Annotated in this window: 19 protein-coding genes and 1 pseudogene; 4 read left to right on the top strand and 16 right to left on the bottom strand. The window is 52.4% G+C overall.

The annotated features are described in order from the left end of the window. Positions 1–100: 100 nt before the first annotated feature. On the bottom strand, positions 101–427 hold the full coding sequence (gene trxA / locus CWE12_RS10180; protein ID WP_126789607.1) for a thioredoxin TrxA: 327 nt from the start codon (positions 425–427) through the stop codon (positions 101–103). Between the two features lie 112 nt (positions 428–539). Between trxA and rhlB the strand changes: the two genes are divergently transcribed. Both rhlB and CWE12_RS10170 read left to right on the top strand, forming a co-directional pair. After that, positions 540–1,814, top strand: a complete 1,275-nt coding sequence (gene rhlB, locus CWE12_RS10175) for an ATP-dependent RNA helicase RhlB (RefSeq protein ID WP_126789606.1) — start codon at positions 540–542, stop codon at positions 1,812–1,814. A 20-nt stretch (positions 1,815–1,834) separates the two neighbouring features. Then, the gene (locus CWE12_RS10170; protein WP_126789605.1) at positions 1,835–3,334 is read left to right on the top strand and encodes a Ppx/GppA phosphatase family protein; all 1,500 of its coding nucleotides are present in this window, start codon (positions 1,835–1,837) and stop codon (positions 3,332–3,334) included. Here the strand turns inward: CWE12_RS10170 and hemB are convergent. From hemB to recG, 10 genes and pseudogenes are all read right to left on the bottom strand, one after another. Then, the gene (gene hemB, locus CWE12_RS10165) at positions 3,294–4,301 is read right to left on the bottom strand and encodes a porphobilinogen synthase (RefSeq protein WP_126789604.1); all 1,008 of its coding nucleotides are present in this window, start codon (positions 4,299–4,301) and stop codon (positions 3,294–3,296) included. The genes CWE12_RS10170 and hemB overlap by 41 nt on opposite strands. Positions 4,302–4,325: 24 nt before the next feature. Next, the gene (locus tag CWE12_RS10160) at positions 4,326–5,138 is read right to left on the bottom strand and encodes a TatD family hydrolase (RefSeq protein WP_126789603.1); all 813 of its coding nucleotides are present in this window, start codon (positions 5,136–5,138) and stop codon (positions 4,326–4,328) included. Next, positions 5,138–5,710 carry a type VI secretion system-associated protein TagO gene (locus CWE12_RS10155; protein ID WP_126789602.1) on the bottom strand — a complete coding sequence of 191 codons (573 nt, stop codon included), beginning with the start codon at positions 5,708–5,710 and terminating at the stop codon, positions 5,138–5,140. Before CWE12_RS10155 ends, CWE12_RS10160 begins: the two co-directional genes overlap by 1 nt. Further along, on the bottom strand, positions 5,707–6,441 hold the full coding sequence (gene tatC / locus CWE12_RS10150; protein ID WP_126789601.1) for a twin-arginine translocase subunit TatC: 735 nt from the start codon (positions 6,439–6,441) through the stop codon (positions 5,707–5,709). The genes CWE12_RS10155 and tatC overlap by 4 nt, the downstream gene beginning before the upstream one ends. Further along, positions 6,438–6,803 carry a Sec-independent protein translocase protein TatB gene (gene tatB, locus CWE12_RS10145; RefSeq protein WP_126789600.1) on the bottom strand — a complete coding sequence of 122 codons (366 nt, stop codon included), beginning with the start codon at positions 6,801–6,803 and terminating at the stop codon, positions 6,438–6,440. Before tatB ends, tatC begins: the two co-directional genes overlap by 4 nt. A 136-nt stretch (positions 6,804–6,939) precedes the next feature. After that, a pseudogene (gene tatA / locus CWE12_RS13770) lies at positions 6,940–7,066 on the bottom strand (twin-arginine translocase TatA/TatE family subunit); the annotation flags it as partial. Between the two features lie 3 nt (positions 7,067–7,069). Continuing rightward, positions 7,070–8,722: a ubiquinone biosynthesis regulatory protein kinase UbiB gene (gene ubiB, locus CWE12_RS10135; protein ID WP_420836638.1), complete on the bottom strand. Its 1,653-nt coding sequence runs from the start codon at positions 8,720–8,722 to the stop codon at positions 7,070–7,072. Positions 8,723–8,730: 8 nt separating this feature from the next. After that, positions 8,731–9,318: a ubiquinone biosynthesis accessory factor UbiJ gene (locus CWE12_RS10130; protein WP_126789597.1), complete on the bottom strand. Its 588-nt coding sequence runs from the start codon at positions 9,316–9,318 to the stop codon at positions 8,731–8,733. After that, positions 9,318–10,073: a bifunctional demethylmenaquinone methyltransferase/2-methoxy-6-polyprenyl-1,4-benzoquinol methylase UbiE gene (ubiE, locus tag CWE12_RS10125; protein WP_126789596.1), complete on the bottom strand. Its 756-nt coding sequence runs from the start codon at positions 10,071–10,073 to the stop codon at positions 9,318–9,320. The genes CWE12_RS10130 and ubiE overlap by 1 nt, the downstream gene beginning before the upstream one ends. Positions 10,074–10,132: 59 nt before the next feature. Beyond that, positions 10,133–12,217 carry an ATP-dependent DNA helicase RecG gene (recG, locus tag CWE12_RS10120; protein WP_198675734.1) on the bottom strand — a complete coding sequence of 695 codons (2,085 nt, stop codon included), beginning with the start codon at positions 12,215–12,217 and terminating at the stop codon, positions 10,133–10,135. A 132-nt stretch (positions 12,218–12,349) separates the two neighbouring features. Between recG and CWE12_RS10115 the strand changes: the two genes are divergently transcribed. After that, the gene (locus CWE12_RS10115) at positions 12,350–12,862 is read left to right on the top strand and encodes a hypothetical protein (RefSeq protein WP_126789595.1); all 513 of its coding nucleotides are present in this window, start codon (positions 12,350–12,352) and stop codon (positions 12,860–12,862) included. A 4-nt stretch (positions 12,863–12,866) separates the two neighbouring features. On the opposite strand, the gene CWE12_RS10110 is transcribed toward CWE12_RS10115, so the two are convergent. Further along, complete coding sequence (locus CWE12_RS10110) at positions 12,867–14,396, bottom strand: bifunctional GNAT family N-acetyltransferase/carbon-nitrogen hydrolase family protein (protein ID WP_126789594.1); 1,530 nt, start codon at positions 14,394–14,396, stop codon at positions 12,867–12,869. Between the two features lie 123 nt (positions 14,397–14,519). Between CWE12_RS10110 and CWE12_RS10105 the strand changes: the two genes are divergently transcribed. After that, positions 14,520–15,854: a Na+/H+ antiporter NhaC family protein gene (locus CWE12_RS10105; RefSeq protein WP_126789593.1), complete on the top strand. Its 1,335-nt coding sequence runs from the start codon at positions 14,520–14,522 to the stop codon at positions 15,852–15,854. Positions 15,855–15,935: 81 nt separating this feature from the next. On the opposite strand, the gene CWE12_RS10100 is transcribed toward CWE12_RS10105, so the two are convergent. The 4 genes from CWE12_RS10100 to gmk all read right to left on the bottom strand — a co-directional run bounded on the left by CWE12_RS10100 (position 15,936) and on the right by gmk (position 19,621). After that, positions 15,936–16,328: a RidA family protein gene (locus CWE12_RS10100; protein WP_126789592.1), complete on the bottom strand. Its 393-nt coding sequence runs from the start codon at positions 16,326–16,328 to the stop codon at positions 15,936–15,938. Positions 16,329–16,331: 3 nt separating this feature from the next. Further along, the gene (gene spoT / locus CWE12_RS10095) at positions 16,332–18,449 is read right to left on the bottom strand and encodes a bifunctional GTP diphosphokinase/guanosine-3',5'-bis pyrophosphate 3'-pyrophosphohydrolase (protein WP_126789591.1); all 2,118 of its coding nucleotides are present in this window, start codon (positions 18,447–18,449) and stop codon (positions 16,332–16,334) included. Positions 18,450–18,635: 186 nt separating this feature from the next. Continuing rightward, positions 18,636–18,917, bottom strand: coding sequence for a DNA-directed RNA polymerase subunit omega (rpoZ, locus tag CWE12_RS10090; protein WP_126789590.1), 282 nt, complete (start codon positions 18,915–18,917; stop codon positions 18,636–18,638). A 74-nt stretch (positions 18,918–18,991) separates the two neighbouring features. After that, positions 18,992–19,621 carry a guanylate kinase gene (gmk, locus tag CWE12_RS10085; protein WP_126789589.1) on the bottom strand — a complete coding sequence of 210 codons (630 nt, stop codon included), beginning with the start codon at positions 19,619–19,621 and terminating at the stop codon, positions 18,992–18,994. Between the last annotated feature and the right edge of the window lie 138 nt (positions 19,622–19,759).

The raw sequence follows: 19,759 nt of genomic DNA, 5'->3' as shown, positions 1-19,759 counted from the left end.
TCCAGTTTTGCCGTTGTACGAGATCACTGAATAAAGAAGTAAACGCGGACACCCCACCAGGATGCAATGTGGGCGCTGCCCGCGTTAACTTACACGGTGCTTACACGTGCTCGCTGAGGAATTCACTCAGTTGGGCTTTAGACATTGCACCCACTTTAGTTCCAACGACCTCACCACCTTTAAACAGCAGCAATGTTGGAATGCCGCGGATACCATACTTCGGTGGAGTTTCGTTGTTGTGGTCTACATTCAGTTTGCCGATGGTAACTTTACCAGCAAACTCTTCTGCGATGTCGTCGAGAATCGGTGCGATCATTTTACAAGGTCCACACCACTCAGCCCAAAAATCAACAAGGACTGGTTGATCAGCTTTAATTACGTCTGCGTCAAAGCTTTCGTCGCTCAGCTGAACAATGTTGTCACTCATGGTACATCTCCGGTCATTTTCTCGCAGCGAGGTCGCTGCGACTTGAAGTTAGACTACATATTTAATCATTTCTGTTTTTTATTGCAAGCGCAAACCTGATATGCTGAGCGCCATGAGCGAAAAACACTTAACTGAAACCAAGTTTGCCGATCTTGGATTGCACCCGAGCGTGCTCGATGCCCTGAATAAAGTCGGCTTTACCTACTGTACACCAATCCAGGCATTAAGCCTGCCGTTGGCGTTGCAGGGGCAAGATGTGGCTGGCCAGGCGCAAACCGGTACCGGTAAGACAATGGCGTTCCTGGTCGCGATTTTTAATCAATTAATGACCAACCCGCGTAAAGACACGGAGTCGAAACAGCCTCGCGCACTGGTGATGGCACCGACCCGTGAGCTCGCCGTGCAGATCCATAACGACGCTATCGAGTTAGCCAAGCAATGTGGGCTCAAGCTGGCGGTTGTGTATGGTGGTGAGAACTACGAAGCACAGCGGGCCGAACTGGCTGAAGGCGTTGACGTTCTGGTCGGAACCTGCGGCCGTCTGATCGACTATTGCAAGCAAGGCGTCTACCGTCTCGATGCAATTGATGTGGTGGTCCTGGACGAGGCAGACCGCATGTTTGACCTCGGTTTTATCGACGATATTCGCTACATGTTCAGACAGATGGGACAACCATCTGGTCGACTTAACATGCTATTTTCAGCCACCCTTTCGATGCGCGTGAAAGAGCTTGCTTATGAGCACATGAACGAGCCTACCAGCGTCGAAATTGAGCCAGAACAGATGACTGGCGCCCGTATTGAAGAAGAACTTTTTTACCCGTCTAAACCGGACAAAATGAAACTCCTGCTGACCCTGATTGAAGAGGATTGGCCGGACAAAGCAATCGTTTTTTCCAATACAAAACATGGCTGCGACAAGGTTTACCAGTGGTTAAAATCCGCGCAACATCGCGTTGGATTGTTAACCGGCGACGTTCCACAGCGGAAACGTTTGAAGATTCTGGATGATTTTGCCACCGGCAAAGTGGATATTCTGGTTGCCACCGATGTGGCAGCGCGTGGTTTACACATTCCAGCCGTCAGCCATGTCTATAACTACGACCTGCCTGATGATTGTGAAGACTACGTCCACCGCATTGGTCGTACCGGCCGTGCTGGTGCCAGTGGTAAAGCGGTGAGTCTGGCCTGTGAAGAGTACGTTTATAACCTTCCAGCCATTGAAGACTACATCAAACATGGTATCCCGGTGACTAAATATGACAGCGGAGCCTTGTTGGAAGATATACCCAGACCACACTTCCCGCAGAAGCGTCGCATGCAGAGTGGGAAAAACTATAATCGACGTCACTCCGGGCCAAAGCGCCAGGGGCGTAAACCCGGTTAAATAGCGGCCCTCATCTGCCTATGCGTTCAAAAGCCTACTACGCGGCCATCGACCTTGGGTCAAACAGCTTTCACATGCTGGTGGTTCGCGTTGTGGCTGGCGGCGTACAGGTGGTCAGTAAGATCAAGCGCAAAGTCCGTCTCGCTGGTGGTCTACGCGACGACGGATCGCTTGATGACGCAGCCAAACAACGCGCTCTTCAGTGCCTGCGGATCTTTTCTGACCGCGTGCAGGACATCGACCCATCCCATATTCGCTGTGTCGGCACGGCTACCTTACGTAAAATAGCCAGCGACACCGCATTCATTACTGACGCCCAACAGACTCTTGGTCACCCGATCGAGATCATCAGTGGCGATGAAGAAGCAGCAACCATTTATCAGGGTATTGCCCGCACCACCGCTTTTCCTGAGCGTATGCTGGTGATTGATATTGGCGGCGCCTCTACCGAACTGATTCTCGGTCAGGGCTTCGAAGCCCTGGTATTGAATTCGCTCGATATGGGATGTGTTACCTGGTATCAGCAGCATTTTTCCGACGGTAAAATCACGCACGCGACTACTCAGGCTGCGATCACCAGTGCCGGTGAAATTGTCGGGGTCGTGGCTGAGCAATACAGCAAACGCGAAGGCGCCGTGGTGCTGGGGGCCTCCGGGACCTTTAAAGCGCTCGAAGAAATTGCCATTGCTCGTGGCGAAACCCTCGACTTTACCCCCAACTGGTTAACCAACTTACTAGCTGAAGCGATTGCCTGTGGCGAGCATGACCGTCTGCATCTAAAAGGTCTAAAAGCAAACCGCAAGAGCGTCTTTGTCAGTGGTTTATGTATATTAATTGCGCTCTGTGAAAAGCTTTCTATTGCCAGGCTGCAAGCCACTTCCGGTGCGCTGCGCGAAGGCATTATCTACGCCCTGCTGGATAGCAGTAACGATGCAGACCAGACGATCGAAACTGATGTTCAACTGCGTACCTTAAGCACAGTTGCGGGCACCTACCACCTCGATATCGGGCAAGCTGAACGCGTGCTTGAGGTGGCGGAAAACCTGTATCAGCAGTGTGCCGACCACTGGGTCATGCCGCGCAATAGCTACGAATTGATGCGCGCTGTGGCGTATCTGCATGAGCTTGGATTGAGTCTGGCGTATAAAAAAGCCAGCGCCCATGCGGCCTATATGGTTAAGCATCTGGATCTGCCGGGGTTTAATGCCGCCTTGCGCAAACACATCATTGCATTGCTTGAAGGCTGCGCCGGTATTATCGATGATGACACTAGCCCGTCGGTTCACGAGTTGCCTGCTTTACGCCATCTCGAGCGCATCCTGCGCCTGGCGATACTACTTTGTCAGCGCCGCCATGCCGCTATTCTCGACCATTATCAGCTTAGCGTTGAGAACACGCACCTGCATCTGCAGGCGCCAGCCGGTTTCTTTGCGCGCAATCCTTTTCTTACTAGCCTGCTTGATGAAGAGGCGGCTCAGCTTACTGAGCCTGAGTCGCTAACTTTTTCGCCACGCGTTTAGCGAAGTAGGTCAAAATACCATCCGCGCCAGCGCGTTTGAATGCCAGCAGCCCTTCAAAGATGGTTTCTTCCCCCAGCCAGCCATTGTCGATGGCCGCCATATGCATCGCATACTCGCCACTGACCTGATAGGCAAAGGTTGGGACCGCAAACTCATCCTTTACTCGCCGCACGATATCCAGATAGGGCATGCCCGGTTTAACCATCACCATATCAGCGCCTTCTTCGATATCCATCGCCACTTCATGCAATGCCTCGTCACTGTTGGCCGGATCCATCTGATAGGTCTTCTTATTGCCACCCTTAAGGTTGCCGGCCGAGCCGACTGCATCGCGAAAGGGACCGTAATAGGCCGACGCATACTTTGCCGAATAGGCCATGATCTGGACGTTATGAAAGCCTTCCTCTTCAAGCGCTTCGCGTATCGCACCGATGCGCCCGTCCATCATGTCTGACGGGGCAATAACATCAGCACCTGCTCGCGCATGCGACAGTGCCTGTCGCACCAGCACCGCAGTGGTCACGTCATTCTGTACATACCCGGAGTCATCCAGAATACCGTCCTGGCCATGACTGGTGAACGGGTCCAGAGCGACGTCGGTCATCACCCCAAGTTGTGGACAGGCGGCTTTAAGTGCGCGCACCGCTCGCTGTGCCAGTCCCTCATCGTCGTACGCCGCTTCAGCACCCAGCGATTTGTCGGTGACCGGTGTCACCGGGAAAATAGCGACCATGGGAACGCCCAGCGCCACCAGCTCTTTACCTTCTTCAATCAGCAGATCAATCGATATACGTTCTACACCCGGCATCGAAGCAACGGTTTGCCGTTGTCCCTCTCCCGGTAATACAAACATTGGGTAAATCAGATCGTTAACGGTTAACTGGTTTTCACTGACTAAGCGACGACTGAAATCATGCGCACGCGAGCGCCGTAAACGGCGATGGGGAAAGCCACTATAAACGGCCATACTGGTTCCTCTTCATTAGGGTGTCTACCAGGCGCCAAAGAGGCGCATGGCATTTTGATAGGTTGTGCGTTGCAACTGCCCACTTTCGATGGCACTACGCTCGGCCACATAGGTTGCAATATGCACCAGGTATTGAGGCTTATTGCGTCTCGACTTTGGTCGCGGCCGCACATTGCGGGGAAGCAGATACGGAGCATCGGTTTCCAGCAGCAGGCGACTGCTATCGATCGCTGGCACCGCTTCGGCCAGATGCTGGCCCCGCCGTTCATCACAGACCCAGCCAGTGATACCAATGTAACAGCCTAAATCCTGATAGGCCGCTAATGCTTCGACATCGCCGGTGAAGCAGTGGGTAAAGGCCGCGCTTAATTCCGCCATCGCGGGCTGCAAAATGGCCAGTTGATCTCCAAGCGCGTCACGCTCATGTAAATAGAGGGGTAGTCCGGTTTCAATCGCCAATTCAACCTGTGCCGCAAAAACCCGCCGCTGAATGTCCGGCGGCGAATAGTTACGATTGTAATCCAGTCCACATTCACCGATCGCGCGCACACTGGGATGCTGGCTTAAGGTTTTCAGGTCAGCAATGAAACTATCGTTCACCTGTGCGGCCTGGTGCGGATGCACACCGGCAGTAACGATACAACGTGGGTCCTGTTCCGCGAAGGCGATGGCGCGGCGTGTCTCAGCCACATCGGAGGCAATTAACACAATACGGCCTACGCCCTGTTCTTCGGCGGCATCCAGCTCGTCACGGAAGCGCGCAAGCTCATTGTCGGGCGGCAGGTTAACCCCGCAATCAATCCAGCAAGAGAAGTCGGTAGATTGCAATGCAGTCATTAGTCGACACGACGGACGCGAATTGAACGGTTGCTGCCATCATGACTCAGCATGAAGGAGTTCATTGCACCGCGTTCAATATAGTAGTCTGCGTCACTCTCATAAAAGAAATTGCGTACGCTTTCAATCTGATGCCATTCGGCACCTTCTTCGGTACGAAAGCGCCAAAGACCTCTTGGATTCTGCCAACTGTCGACAATAGTGATATAACGTCTGGTATCATCCTCTGCCGGACGAGCGAGATGTTCACGTCCAAAATCATCTCTACGCTGTTGCGCATTGTCGCGTCGACTTTGCTGTTGCGCGGCCGCTTCAAGGCGGGCTTCTTCCGCGCGTTCCGCGCGCGCTGCAGCCCGCGACGGCTCATCAGTTTGCTGGGTGCGGGCGAGCCTGTCGTAGCAATCCAGACGCTCAACTGAGCTGTCAATACGACGGCAGTTCTGCAACTGCATTAACAGGCTGTTTTCTTCGGCATTAGCCGCTGCGTCACTCGCTTCATTATTCTGTGCCTGAACGCCAGGGATCGCCAGCAACAGGCTGACGGATACTAAGGGTAAAATCCATGCTTTCATTGTTCACCTCGTTTTTCAGACGGTGTGTAGAAGCGGGCAAATATCAGTCCCAACTCGAACAACAACCACATTGGTACAGCCAGCAATGTTTGCGAAATCACGTCCGGCGGCGTCAGCAGCATGCCAACAATAAAGACACCCACAATCACATAGGCGCGTTTGGCGCGAAGGTTCGCCGGTGTTGTCACACCACTCCAGCATAATAGTAGAATGGCGACCGGAATTTCAAAGGCAATACCGAACGCAAATAGCACCTTGAGGACAAAATCCAGGTAGCTTGAGATATCGGTCGCGACCGCTACGCCTTCCGGTGCCATCATCGTAAAAAAGGCAAATGCCAGCGGCAGCACGACGAAAAACGCAAAGGCTATTCCGCCATAAAACAACAATGTGCTGCTAATCAACAGCGGCGCTACCAGCCGCTTTTCCTGTTGATACAGCCCCGGAGCGATAAAGCGCCAGACCTGATGCAATAAAAACGGCACGGCCAGCACTACCGCCACGACCATGGTTAACTTGAACGGTGCAAAGAACGGAGCCCCGACATCTATCGCAATCATGCTACCGCCTTCCGGCATATTGGCCATTAGCGGCTCAGCGAGGAAGTGGTAAATATCACGGGCAAAATAAATTAAGCCAAGAAAGATTGCCAGGACGGCGGCAATACCGCGCAGGAGGGCGTTGCGCAGCTCAGCCAGATGACCCAGCAAGGTTCCGTCACTGTCACTCATCGCGGTTCGTTGTCCTTATCGCCCGGCTTCTCATTCGCTGGATCCTGATCGGTTGACTCAGAGGGTTTTGCATAGGGCCGATTGACGCTTGCCGCGGCCCGCTGCAATTCATCCAGAGACTTTTTTAAGTCGTCGGGAAGGTTATCCAGGTCATCGCTCTCTTCAATTTTTCTCAGGTTATCATGCAGCTCTTTGACTCTAAGCTCATGATTAATCTCAGCTTCCATCCGGCTGCCAAACTGACGAACTTTATGAAGCCCCTGCTGGACTGAGCGAACGGCACGCGGCAAGCGTTCCGGACCTAAAATAATCAGGCCTATCAATACGACAACCAGAAGCTCCCAGAACCCGATATCAAACATATCTACTCACGGCGCTGTTTGTTGTTTTCACTGTCCTTAGCATCATCTACCCCGTCACCCGGAGTACGAAATTCAGCGTCCTGTTTATGTTCAACAGAGTCACCTTCTTTCTCATCTTTTTCTTTGTCGCTATTCAGCTCTTTTTTAAAGCCGCGCATAGCTGAGCCCAGGTCACCGCCAAGGCCACGCAATTTCTTGCTGCCAAACAACAAAACAATAATCACAAGGACAATTAATAATTGCCAGATCCCAATGCCACCCATGCCTTACCTCGTTTCTTTCATAAAGTGTTTAGGTCGGTCGCGCCAGGCTTTTATCCAGCCGTATGCCGAGACCACACCCGTTAAAGCTGCCCACCAGGGCTCGTCCAACATTAACCCTAACCCCAGTGTCGCAATGGCCAGGGTGCTGGCCATAAAGGCCCAGATACGACTTTCCGCCGCCTCTTGCTGCTGGCGCAAGATTTCTTCCATATAGGACTGTGACAACTTAATCGACGATTGCGCCTGAAGCAGCGTATCATGCAACAAGGTTGGCATTTCCGGCAGCTTTTCCGCCCAGTAAGGCGCATTTGCTTTGACCGAGCGCAAGACTGCGCGCCAGCCGATCTGATCATGCATCCAATGTTCCAGATAAGGTTTCGCCGTCTTCCATAAATCCAAATCCGGATACAGATTGCGCCCCAACCCTTCTACATACAATAAGGTTTTCTGCAGCAGCACTAATTGCGGCTGGACTTCCATCTCAAAGCGCCGGGCGGTATTGAACAGATTCAGCAACACGCCGCCAAACGAAATTTCTTTCAGCGGCTTCTCGAAAATCGGCTCACATACGGTGCGGATCGCGGATTCAAAATCTTCTATATTAATGTAGGACGGAACCCATCCGGAATCGACGTGAAGCTCAGCGACTTTGCGGTAATCGCGATTGAAAAAGGCGATAAAGTTCTCAGCCAGATAGCGTTTATCTTCACGGTTAAGGGTCCCAACAATGCCGAAATCAATCGCCAGATAACGCGGATCATTGGGGTTGCTGGGGTCGACAAAGATATTGCCGGGGTGCATATCGGCATGAAAGAAACTATCGCGAAATACCTGGGTAAAGAAAACTTCAACCCCACGTTCAGCCAGTAATTTTAAGTCGACGCCCAGCTCGCGCAGGGTTTCGACGTCGCCAATCGGTACCCCTGCTATGCGCTCCATGACCATGACATTATGGCGCGTATAATCACTGTAGACTTCAGGAATATAAAGTACCTCTGAGTCCGCAAAATTTCGCTTAAGCTGGATCGCGTTGGCCGCTTCGCGCAGCAGATCCAGCTCATCCAGCAAGGTTTTGCGATACTCGCGGATCACTTCTTTCGGCTTCAACCGACGACCATCGGGCAGGTAACGAGCGGCCAGCGCCGCGACCGATTCCATCAACTCAAGATCGGCGCGAATGGTATGTTCAATATCAGGGCGGATAACCTTGATCACGACGTCCTTCAACTGACCATTTTTAAGCCGTAACGTCGCCTCATGAACCTGGGCGATAGAAGCCGATGCGAGAGGTTTTTGCACGAAATCGACAAACACCTGATCGACACTTTGCACCTCTAAGGCGCGCTCAATAATTGCCTGAGCGTCGGCCCCTGGAAACGGCGGCACTTTGTCTTGCAGCATCGCCAGTTGGGTAATGATTTCAGGGGGTAGCAAGTCGCGACGGGTACTCAGCATCTGGCCGACTTTTACGAACACAGGGCCGAGCTCCTCGAGCGCCAGCCGCAAGCGTTCGCCCAGCGCTTTTTCTTTATGCCGATTGCGTAGCCAGAAACAGGTACGACGCGCCAGCCTCATATACCAGGGCTGCCAGCGTCGTGGAATCATATCGTCTACACCGTACTGGAGCAGGGTTCGAATTATTCTGTAAAAACGCATGCTTCGCACTATGAACCACCAGCTTCGAGGTTACGGATCCGTTGTTCAAGGGCAGTCAGGTCATCACAAAAGATGGCGTATTCAACCTGCCCCAGAGTAATCTTCTTTTCTTCACTCAGGGTTTCACCAAGCCACTGTTGCCACTGGCTCGGATCAGGCTTCAGGCTTGTCAGTTTGGCCATCCCCTGTGCCAGCCAAAAGCCAGGTACATCGCCTAGCCGCTCGGCAAAGGCCTCTTCCCAGTCAATATTAAGCCCCAGAATAACCTGGCTCGCATGCTGGGCAAAAATAGGGTCGCCTTGCAGGCTCAATGTTCCATTCTGCAACGCTGCTGTTACTTTACTGGCATCGGTCAGTGTTCGCAGAACCGGGAAACTGGTTTGAACCTCACCGTCAATCGCATCGTAATCACTCCCCATGAACAGCACACGATCTTCGCAAAACGTCAGTGTCAGCGGCCAGGGTAGTTCAGCAAGTTGTAAACGAAACGCTTTGCCGCGCACCGGCTTGAGCCTGCCGGCACTGTCAGGATCTGCCGCCAGCGCGGTATTTAATACCCGCTCAGCGATACTATTTAGCAACGCCTGGGCTGGCATTAAAACTTGAATCCCCGATGCAAAGCGACAATACCACCGGTCATATTCTGGTACGTGACCTGTTCGAAACCGGCATCTTCCATCATCTGTTTTAACGTCTCCTGGTCCGGGTGCATGCGAATCGACTCGGCAAGATACTGGTAACTTTCCTTATCGTTGGCAATCAGGCCGCCCATCTGCGGCAGCACATTAAACGAATAGAAGTCGTATAAACTATTCAAAACATCATGCTCGGGTTTGGAGAATTCCAGCACCAGTAAACGTCCGCCGGGCTTTAACACTCGCAGCATGGAACGCAGCGCTTTGTCTTTATCGGTGACGTTGCGCAGGCCGAAGGCAATGGTAATGGCATCAAAATGATCGTCCGGGAACGGCAGTTCTTCCGCATTGGCCTGGACGTATTCAACGTTGCCAACAATTCCCATATCTCGCAATTTGTCACGGCCAACTTTGAGCATGGAATCATTGATATCAGCCAGCACAACCTGGCCCTGCGGGCCAACAATACGCGAAAATTTAGCCGTCAGGTCGCCGGTACCTCCGGCCAGGTCGAGAATACGCTGACCTTTGCGCACGCCACTGGCATCCAGGGTCTGGCGCTTCCACAAACGATGAATACCAAAGCTCATCACATCATTCATGACATCGTATTTGGCGGCTACGGAGTCGAAAACACCGGCGACCAGGCTCTTTTTCTGCGCCTTATCAACGGTCTTGTAGCCAAAATGAGTTGTTTCCTGAGAATTGTCTTTCATTGCCTGTAGCTCACTGTTCGCATGCAAGGGCCATAGTGTACCAGTTAGTGCCAAAAAGACTACACTTGAGCGTAACGTTCGCCCTTGGGTAGCCAGCGTTTCATCAGTTTTTCACTCAGTTCAGGGTAGTGTGCGACCATGCCTTGTGCCAGTTGCTGAATTTTCGGGATCAGCGCCTGGTCACGAACCAAATCAGCCACTTTCATCTGGGTTAAACCAGTCTGCCGTGCACCGAGTAACTCACCCGGCCCGCGCAACTCCAGATCACGTTCCGCAATCACAAAACCATCATTGCTTTCACGCAACACCGCGAGGCGCTGGTTGGCCTGCTGGCTGAGCGGCGTTTTGTACAGCAACACACAATGGGAGGCGGCCTGACCACGACCAACCCGACCACGCAGCTGATGCAACTGGGCGAGTCCCAACCGTTCGGGATTCTCAATAATCATTAAACTCGCATTAGGCACGTCAACGCCGACTTCGATCACAGTGGTGGCCACCAACAGATCCAGCTCACCGGCTTTAAAGTGTTGCATGACGGTTTCTTTGTCAGCTGCTTTCATCCGCCCGTGAACCAGGCCGATGCGTAACTCAGGCAGGGCATCCGCAAGCTGCGCTGCGGTGTCTTCTGCGGCCTGGCACTGCAGGGCTTCCGACTCTTCAATCAAGGTGCAGACCCAGTATGCCTGTCGTCCTTCTTCACGACAGGCGGTATACACCCGCTCAATAATCTGCTCGCGTCGGGTGTCGGGAATCGCAACCGTGGTAATCGGAGTACGCCCCGGTGGTAATTCATCAATGACCGAGGTCGCCAAATCTGCGTAGGCTGTCATCGCCAGGGTTCGCGGAATCGGGGTCGCTGTCATCACTAACTGATGCGGATGAGTCCCCTGGCTTTCGCCTTTTTCGCGCAACGCCAGTCGTTGATGCACACCAAAACGATGCTGCTCATCAATAATCACCAACGCCAGATTATGAAAATCCACCGTCGCCTGAAACAGCGCATGCGTGCCAACGATAAACTGGATCTTGCCGCTGGCTAACGCATCCAGAGTGGCTTGCCGCGCTTTGCCTTTGCTCTTGCCCGCTAACCAGCCGACCTCGATCCCCAGCGCTTCAAACCAGAGGCGGAAATTCACCGCGTGTTGCTCAGCCAGGATCTCGGTGGGCGCCATCAGAGCAACCTGATAACCCGCTTCAATCACTGGCAACGCAGCCAACGCCGCAACCAGTGTTTTACCCGAGCCGACATCGCCCTGAACCAACCGCATCATGGGGAAGGCGAGCGCCATATCCACACTGATTTCAGCGGCAACGCGCTGCTGTGCAGCCGTCGGATTAAAGGGAAGCCGTTGCAGAAAGGCATCTCGTAACTGTGTCGTCGGCTTAATCGGGACCGAGCGCACCTTCTGCGCCTGCGCCCGTGCAATCAGCATGCTGACGTGGTGGGCTAATAATTCTTCCATCGCCAGCCGCCGCTGGGCAGGGTGTACGCCTTCGAGCAGCGCCTGCTGGTCAGCATCCGTCGGCGGGTTGTGCAACACCCGAATGGCATCATGCAGCGGCATTTCATTCGCGGCTAAGGACTTAGGCAGCAGCTCCGGCACTGAACTGTCATTGAGGTAGCTAAGCGCCTGCTCGCAAATCGAGCGAATGGTTTGCTGATACACCCCTTCTGTAGTCGGATAAATCGGAGTCAGCGTTTCTGCTAACTCAACCGGGCCATCCGCAATCGCTTTATATTCCGGATGAATGATCTCGGGTCCTGTTGGCCCGGGCCGAACCTCGCCATAAATGTGCAACTGCATGCCCGTCTGCAGGGCCTTTTGTTGCGCTGCACTGAACTGGAAAAAACGTAAGGTCAGATTACCACTGCCGTCGGAAACCCGGCACAACAAGGCTCGCCGCCGTCCGTAGTGAACCCGGGTATCGACCACATTGGCCAGCAAGGTGGCAAATTCTCCCGTCCGTACACCGGCGACCGGGGTAATTCGGGTACGGTCCTGATAGCGATTGGGCAAATGAAACAGCGCATCCAACACCGAATGCAAATTCAGCTTTTCCAGCTTCACCGCCATTTTCGGCCCCACCCCCTTAAGGGTGGTCAAGGGTATCTGGCCCAGGGTTGAAGTTTCAGTTGCCACGCTCGCTCCGGTTTGTTAACAAATTCGTATCACTTTGAGATAACTCAGTATATCCTGATTAAAAAGAGGACTGCCAGTTGCGGCTGCAAAAGCAACGCGCTATGGTGAGCAAGTCTTATTGAAGGGTGATTTATGCGCGGTTTGTTTTACCGTCACCGCCGGTGGCAAAAACTGAACGTTTTCATGTTCTGTATCTCAATTTTGTTCGCAATGTTCTACCATGGCGTTGTTAACACCATCGCGGTCAATATCGGTAATGCCGATCTGGCGCGGGTGGAAGCATTAATTGCCGACTCAAGAATTTTTGCCTTGTTCAGTGAACCCGTTTACTGGCAGGCGCAATTCAGTGGGTTCATTGCGGTTTTTCAAAATGTTTCGTTGTGGCTGGATATTCTTTGGCTTCCGGTTTCCATCGCCCTCATTTTACTGGTCGAAGGATTGGGAACATTAATGAACCGCCCTCGCTGGCAGTTGAGCGTGCTGCTGCTCGTTGCTGGTGGCCTTTTAGCCTGGGCGGTGCCACTTGTCTATGACGTAAGCCGAACGCCACAGAACCTGACTGACCCGGCCCTGGTCGGTCTGTATTTCTCCCTTGCCGGAGCATGGGTATGTGGCGCCCGCTTACGCGGCCACCACAGCCATTAGTGGTTCAGAAATTAAACTTGCGACTGACATCATAAAGGTCAGTGCGGCGGTCTTTAAGATTGGTCACTGACCCTTCATGATGCAGGTAGCGCAGCTCGTCCAGGTTTAAGTCTGAGAACATCAGCATCTCGGTATTGGGCGTGGTTTCTGACATCACGGCATCATGTGGAAAGGCAAAGTCTGACGGCGAAAATACGCTGGACTGAGCGTACTGCACGTCGAGGCTCTCGACTTGCGGCAGGTTGCCGACTGAGCCGCAGATAACCACATAACATTCATTTTCGACCGCCCGGGCCTGAGCGCAATGGCGCACCCGCAAATACGCATTGCGGGTATCGGTCCAGAAAGGTACAAACAGAATTTCCAGCCCTTCGTCCGCCATCAAACGTCCCAGTTCAGGAAACTCCACGTCGTAACAAATGAGTATACCGACACGGCCTGCATCGGTCTGAAAAACCTGCACCTTATCACCGCCCTCAATGACCCAGTCGCTCTTCTCATGCGGGGTTATATGCAATTTACGCTGTTCATCCACCGAACCATCACGGCGACACAGATATGACACATTGTAGAGCGAATCACCTTCCTGCAGTGGCATCGAGCCGGTAATAATGTTGATGTTGTAACTTACCGCCATCTGCGACATTTCGCGTTTGAAAAGGTCGGTGTAGCCAGCCAGAAAGCGGATCGCTTCCATCTGCTGACTCTGGTCGGTAAGGCCCATCAAAGGCGCATTGAAGAACTCAGGGAAGAGGGCAAAGTCACTCTTATAGCTGGACAATGCATCAACGAAGTACTCAACCTGCTGCAGCATTTGCTCAACCGACTCTACCGAGCGCATCTGCCATTGCACTGCGCCTACCCGGACATTACGCGAACGTGCCGTGATAAAGGTCTCAGACGGCTCGTAAAGAAAATTATTCCATTCCAGCAGAGTCGCGTAGCCTTTCGACTTTTTGTCTTCAGGCAGATACTTACCTAACAGCCGCTTGACGCTGAAGTCATTGGCCAACTGGAAGGTCAGGATCGGGTCGTAGATTTCACGACGATGTACCTTCTCCAGATACTGGCTGGCTGTGAGTTCGTTGGCGTATTTGTGATAATTAACAATCCGCCCACCGGCCAGGATAGCTTTCAGGTTGTGCTGCATACAGAGTTCTTTGCGAGCATCGTACAGGCGCCGACCCAATCGGTAACCACGATAGTCAGGATGGATCAGCACATCCAGTCCATACAGCGCATCACCATCTTTTTCATTAAGAATGGTTTCTTTTTTACCCAGCAGGTCGTCATACCGGTGCGGATTGCTAAAACGGTCGTAGGTCACCTTGACCGTCAGCGCGACGCCGACAATTTTACCGCCGTCTTCAAGGCAAATCTGACCTTCCGGAAATTCTTTCATCAGTTTACGAATAGTGTGCTCTTCCCAGGCTCCACCGATATCGTCGTAAACTACGTCCATCAGGCCTTTCAGCTGTGGATAATCTTCATCGCGCAAATTGCGCATCTGCAAATGCAGTTCATCTGGGCTCATGCAACAACCTATTCATTATTTACCATGCCTGTATTGTACTACCAATTGCCAATTTTGGGTTGCTTGTGTAAAGCAAATGATTATACACTTCTGGACGTCTAAACATCTGATAAAGGGTATTTTATGTCTGAAGTCCGCGCCAATCCGGTCGCTCTGTTACCGCTCGCCGTGTTTCTCGCGCTTTTTCTTGGCACCGGTATTTACTACCATCAGCAGGGCGTCGACATGGCGTTCTATCAGCTGGCGGCACCGGTGGCGATTCTTCCAGCCATTATTCTCGCTGTGGCGCTAAGCAAAGAAAGCCTTAACCAGCGGATTGCCACCTTTATTGAAGGGGTCGGTCACAACAACATTATTACCATGTGCCTGATCTACCTTCTCGCGGGGGCCTTTTCGACCGTAGCAGCGGCGACCGGCGGTGTGGATGCCGTGGTAGCACTAGGCCTTAGTATCATTCCACCCGCGTTTATTTTGCCTGGTATTTTCATCATCGCGGCGGTCGTTTCCACCGCCATGGGCACCTCGATGGGTACCCTCGCCGCCTTAACGCCAGTGGCCCTTGGTCTGTCGCAGGCAGCTGGTATAAACCCGGCGTTAATGGCTGGGGTATTGGTCAGTGGCGCAATGTTTGGCGACAACCTTTCCTTTATTTCTGACACTACCATCGCCGCGACCCGAACCCAGGGCTGCGAAATGAAAGACAAATTCAAAGCCAACCTGCGCATTGCCTTGCCTGCTGCCCTGGTGACTATTATCTGGTTGTCTTTCATTGATGTAGATAAAGCGCCGCTCGAGGTTCCCGAGGCAAAACTATGGCTGGCGATTCCGTACTTCGCGATTATTGCGCTGGCAGTGGCGGGATTAAACGTCTTTGTCGTGCTGACCCTGGGTATCGTCATGGCCGCTGTGTTTGGCATGCTGGCGATTGATTATCAGCTGGTTACGCTGAGTCAGGACATTTATGCCGGTTTCGAGAGTATGCAGGAGATTTTCCTGTTATCGCTGTTTATCGGCGGTCTTTCGGCACTTATTCGCCAGCAGGGTGGCCTCGCCTTTCTCGCTAAAGCCGTGGTTTCAGTGACCAGTCGCTTGAGCCAGAAGCCATCAAAAGCCGCTGGTTATGGTATAGCAGGTCTTACTGCGCTGACCAACCTCGCGGTGGCGAATAACACCGTCACCATTTTACTGTCCGGGGAAGTCAGTAAAAAGCTCGCTGAAGAGGGTCAACTGGCGCCTAAGCAAAGTGCCAGCTTTCTTGATATCTTCGCCTGCGTGGTTCAGGGCGTGTTGCCGTACGGCGCGCAAGCACTGTTGTTAGGTGCAAGCTTCGGTATCTCACCATTATCCGTGAGCATGAATACATTTTATTGCTTTATTCTGGCCGTCGTCGCACTGGCCTATATCACCTTTTTCAAGCCGCTCATGCGCGAACCCGCAACCAGCGCCAGCCCCATCTGACATTCAACATTCAAGCGCGGGGCTTGAACGTTGAATCGGAAAAATCGATTCAATGTTCAAGCCCCGCGCTGGTTTGTTGAATTAGTTGGTGGAGGGGATTTCCATAATGCCGTCGATTTCAATCTGGGCGCCTTTCGGCAGCGCGCGCACGCCAATCGCCGCACGTGCCGGGTATGGCGTATCGAAAAATTCGGCCATGACCTCGTTAACGGTAGCAAACTGACCTAAGTCAGGCAGGTAAATCTGGACCTTCACCATATCCTGCAACTTGCCGCCAGCGGCTTCACAGACCGCACTCAGATTCTGAAACACCTGCACCGCCTGTTGACGAAAATCGTCACTGACTAATTCCATGCTGCTAGGAACCAATGGGATCTGGCCAGACAAATACACGGTGGTGCCAATCTTTACTGCTTGCGAATAGGTACCAATAGCCGCCGGCGCTTTGTCGGTGGCAACAATCACTTTAGACATGAATTACTTCCTTAAACGAGAGACCCGCTGCACATGGGGCATTTTGCGAATGCTACGCATCACGGCCGCCAGATGCTTACGATCATTAATAGTCAGTGCAACATCAATATAGTAAATACCGGAATCAATTTCCTCGGTTTTCAAACCGTGAATATTGCAGCCCGTTTTAGCAATGTTAGACGTTAACCGCGCCAGGGCGCCCTGATGGTTGACCATTTCAACCCGCAATTCAGAGACAAACTGAGCATCCGGTCTGTTATCCCACTGCACCGGGAAGTACTTACCCGGTTCCTCTTCATGTCCACGCACATTCTTACACTCACGGCGGTGGATCACGAGGCCGCGGCCCGGACTGACGTGGGCGATAATGTCGTCGCCTGGAATAGGCCGGCAGCATTTAGCGAAACTCACCAAGAGCCCGTCAGCTCCTTTAATAGCAAGACTGCGACTACTGCTATTGTCGTCGGCGGTGTCGTCACGCAAGCCTTCCGAGTCACCCACCAGGCGCCGGGCTACCGCCACGCTCATTAAGTTACCAAGCCCAATGTCACGGATAAGTAGCTCTTTACTATCGCGCTTCATCTCTTTGGCAACCCGTTCGTACTCCTGGTCGCTGATATCATCGAAATTAACCGCGCCCAACGCCGCTCGCAACAGACGTTCGCCAAGCAGGCGCGCATCATCCGCTTCCTGGCTTTTCAGAACCTGGCGAATTTTCGCCCGCGCTTTCCCGGTTACCACAAAATTCAGCCACGCAATATTAGGCCGCGAGCCTGGGGCAGTGCGGATTTCCACTGTCTGACCCGTTTCCAATTGCTTACTCAGCGAGTAGGCCTTGTGATTAACCCGCGCCCCAATGCAGGTATTACCCACATCGGTATGCACAGCGTAGGCAAAATCGACCGCTGTCGCCCCTTGCGGTAACTCAACAATGCGCCCATCCGGGGCAAACACATAGATTTCTTCAGGGAACAGCTCCGACTTCACATTTTCAATAAATTCGAAGGAGTTACCCGCACTTTGCTGCAATTCAAGCAGGCTTTGCATCCATTTTTGTGCGCGGACCTGGGCTGTGGTGCCACTTTCATCGGAGTTTTTATAGAACCAGTGCGCAGCAACACCGCGGTCCGCCATCAAATCCATTTCTTCGGTGCGCACCTGGATCTCGACCGGCACCCCATGAGGCCCTTTCAACGACGTGTGCAACGACTGATAGCCATTGGACTTGGGAATCGCAATGTAATCTTTAAACCGGGTTTCAATCGGCTTGTACAAATTGTGCACGGCACCAATCACCCGGTAGCAGGTGTCGACTGAGTCAACCACCACCCGGAAGGCATAAATGTCCATCACCTGATCGAAATTCAGCTCTTTATTGCGCATTTTGCGGTAAATACTGTGCAGATGCTTTTCGCGCCCATAAACCCGGGCGTCAATGCCGATCTCTTCGAGCCGGGTAATAATTTCTTTGCGTACCCGTGCAAGCAACTCTTTGCGGTTACCGCGGGCCTTTTTCACTTCGCTTTCTAAAAAGCGTGCCCGCATTGGGTACATGGCTTTAAAACCCAGGGTTTCCAGTTCGTTTTTGATGTTATGGATACCCAGGCGATGCGCCAGAGGAGCAAAAATATCGAGGGTTTCACGGGCAATACGTCGCCGCTTGTCAGGCCGTAAATGGCTGATAGTACGCATGTTGTGGGTGCGGTCAGCAAGCTTAATCAGGATCACCCGGATATCCTGGGTCATCGCCATGATCATTTTGCGGTAATTCTCGGTCTGCAGTTCTTCTTTCGAGGAAAACTTGAGTTTATCGAGCTTTGACACGCCCTCGACCAGTTCTGCCACGGTAGCGCCAAATAACTCAGCCAGATCTTCTTTCGACAGTGGGGTGTCTTCAATCACGTCGTGCAGCAACGCCGCCATCAGCGTTTCATGGTCCAGCCGCATATCCGCGAGTATCCCTGCCACCGCCACCGGATGGGTGATGTAGGGCTCCCCACTTTGCCGTTTCTGGTCACCGTGCGCATCGAAAGATACTTTAAAGGCCTCATAGATACGGTCTACCTGCTCTGGTGGCAAGTATGCTGAAACCTGATTTTTAAGTCCTTCAAATAAATACACGGCCCACGCCTCTTTTTTACAGCCAGTACTACAGTGATGATTACATCAACAGAAGCGAATCTTTGCGCTTTTTCTCAGAATACGAGGAATCCTTGCAAATGCCAATGCTTTCCTGCGCTAGCCGGGCACAAACAAAAAACGCCCGCTGAAGCCAGCAGGCGCTTTTAACTACTTACTGCGGAAAGGTTATTCCTGGTTTTGTGGGTTGCGTAATGCGGCAACCGCTGCCATTTCTGCCTCATCGCTTTCGTACCGAGCTACCTGCTCTTCTTTTTCAAGACGAGCTGCATCAATCAGGCCCGCTTCAATTTCACGCAAAGCAATAACGGTGGCTTTTTCATTGTGCGTCTCAACCAGTGGCGCTTTGCCCTGATTAGCTATCTGACGTGCGCGGCGTGCTGCGACCAGCACCAGATCAAACCGGTTGCCAATACGATCTACAGCGTCTTCTACAGTAACCCGTGCCATCTCAACACTCCACAGTTAGGTTATTCTTAAAAAAGGGCGCTTATTGTACTGAAAATAATCGATTCCGCCAAGGCCTATTCTGCAAGCAAATCCTGCAGAATTTCACGATAGCGAATTTGCTGCTTGGAACGGCGTAGGCGCTGGCTCAAAACAATGTGCTCAAGCTGGTCAACAGAGTCATCAAACACTTCATTCACAATGATATAACCGAACTCGCCATAATGGGCCATTTCGTGCTGCGCTTTGGCCATACGTCGGGCGATGACTTCGTCACTGTCCTGACCGCGGATGCGTAAGCGGCGTTCAAGCTCAGCGTTGGACGGCGGCAGAATAAATACCGTGTGCACGCCGGGGTATGCTGCCTTTACCTGACGGGCACCCTGCCAGTCGATATCCAGAAACACATCCACGCCACTGGCCAGGGTATCCTCGATAACATGCCGCGAGGTGCCATAGTAATGGTCGAATACTTTGGCATGCTCATAGAAATTACCAGCGTCTACCTGCTGCAGGAAGGTTTCTTCATCAACAAAGAAGTAATGTTCGCCGTCTTTCTCGCCAGGCCTTGGTTTACGCGTGGTGGTACTGACCGAGACCTGCATTGACCCCTTGCGGTGACGCCTAAGCAAGGCGTCGATCATGCTCGATTTACCTGCTCCACTGGGGGCGGCAATCACAAATAAGTTACCACTTACTTTACTCATACGGGGGTCCACAACTTTGCTGGCTAAAAAGTTGCAACATAAAGTACATCGAAACCAGCAAAAACTCCACTATTCGGATATGCTGGATGCCATAAAACTGCTATTTTCTCAGTAGTATTATTTCGTTCACTTAAAAAG

The sequence above is a fragment of the Aliidiomarina sedimenti genome (genome assembly GCF_003986955.1).
Lineage (GTDB): Bacteria > Pseudomonadota > Gammaproteobacteria > Enterobacterales > Alteromonadaceae > Aliidiomarina > Aliidiomarina sedimenti.
The sequence above is the reverse complement of the archived record's forward strand: the minus strand, read 5'-3'. Positions and strand labels throughout refer to the sequence as shown.

Coding starts and splice junctions, on each gene's coding strand:
- trxA (WP_126789607.1), bottom strand. CDS start 427: ATGAGTGACAACATTGTTCAGCTGAGCGACGAAAGCTTTGACGCAGAC.
- rhlB (WP_126789606.1), top strand. CDS start 540: ATGAGCGAAAAACACTTAACTGAAACCAAGTTTGCCGATCTTGGATTG.
- CWE12_RS10170 (WP_126789605.1), top strand. CDS start 1,835: ATGCGTTCAAAAGCCTACTACGCGGCCATCGACCTTGGGTCAAACAGC.
- hemB (WP_126789604.1), bottom strand. CDS start 4,301: ATGGCCGTTTATAGTGGCTTTCCCCATCGCCGTTTACGGCGCTCGCGT.
- CWE12_RS10160 (WP_126789603.1), bottom strand. CDS start 5,138: ATGACTGCATTGCAATCTACCGACTTCTCTTGCTGGATTGATTGCGGG.
- CWE12_RS10155 (WP_126789602.1), bottom strand. CDS start 5,710: ATGAAAGCATGGATTTTACCCTTAGTATCCGTCAGCCTGTTGCTGGCG.
- tatC (WP_126789601.1), bottom strand. CDS start 6,441: ATGAGTGACAGTGACGGAACCTTGCTGGGTCATCTGGCTGAGCTGCGC.
- tatB (WP_126789600.1), bottom strand. CDS start 6,803: ATGTTTGATATCGGGTTCTGGGAGCTTCTGGTTGTCGTATTGATAGGC.
- ubiB (WP_420836638.1), bottom strand. CDS start 8,722: ATGCGTTTTTACAGAATAATTCGAACCCTGCTCCAGTACGGTGTAGAC.
- CWE12_RS10130 (WP_126789597.1), bottom strand. CDS start 9,318: ATGCCAGCCCAGGCGTTGCTAAATAGTATCGCTGAGCGGGTATTAAAT.
- ubiE (WP_126789596.1), bottom strand. CDS start 10,073: ATGAAAGACAATTCTCAGGAAACAACTCATTTTGGCTACAAGACCGTT.
- CWE12_RS10115 (WP_126789595.1), top strand. CDS start 12,350: ATGCGCGGTTTGTTTTACCGTCACCGCCGGTGGCAAAAACTGAACGTT.
- CWE12_RS10110 (WP_126789594.1), bottom strand. CDS start 14,396: ATGAGCCCAGATGAACTGCATTTGCAGATGCGCAATTTGCGCGATGAA.
- CWE12_RS10105 (WP_126789593.1), top strand. CDS start 14,520: ATGTCTGAAGTCCGCGCCAATCCGGTCGCTCTGTTACCGCTCGCCGTG.
- CWE12_RS10100 (WP_126789592.1), bottom strand. CDS start 16,328: ATGTCTAAAGTGATTGTTGCCACCGACAAAGCGCCGGCGGCTATTGGT.
- rpoZ (WP_126789590.1), bottom strand. CDS start 18,917: ATGGCACGGGTTACTGTAGAAGACGCTGTAGATCGTATTGGCAACCGG.
- gmk (WP_126789589.1), bottom strand. CDS start 19,621: ATGAGTAAAGTAAGTGGTAACTTATTTGTGATTGCCGCCCCCAGTGGA.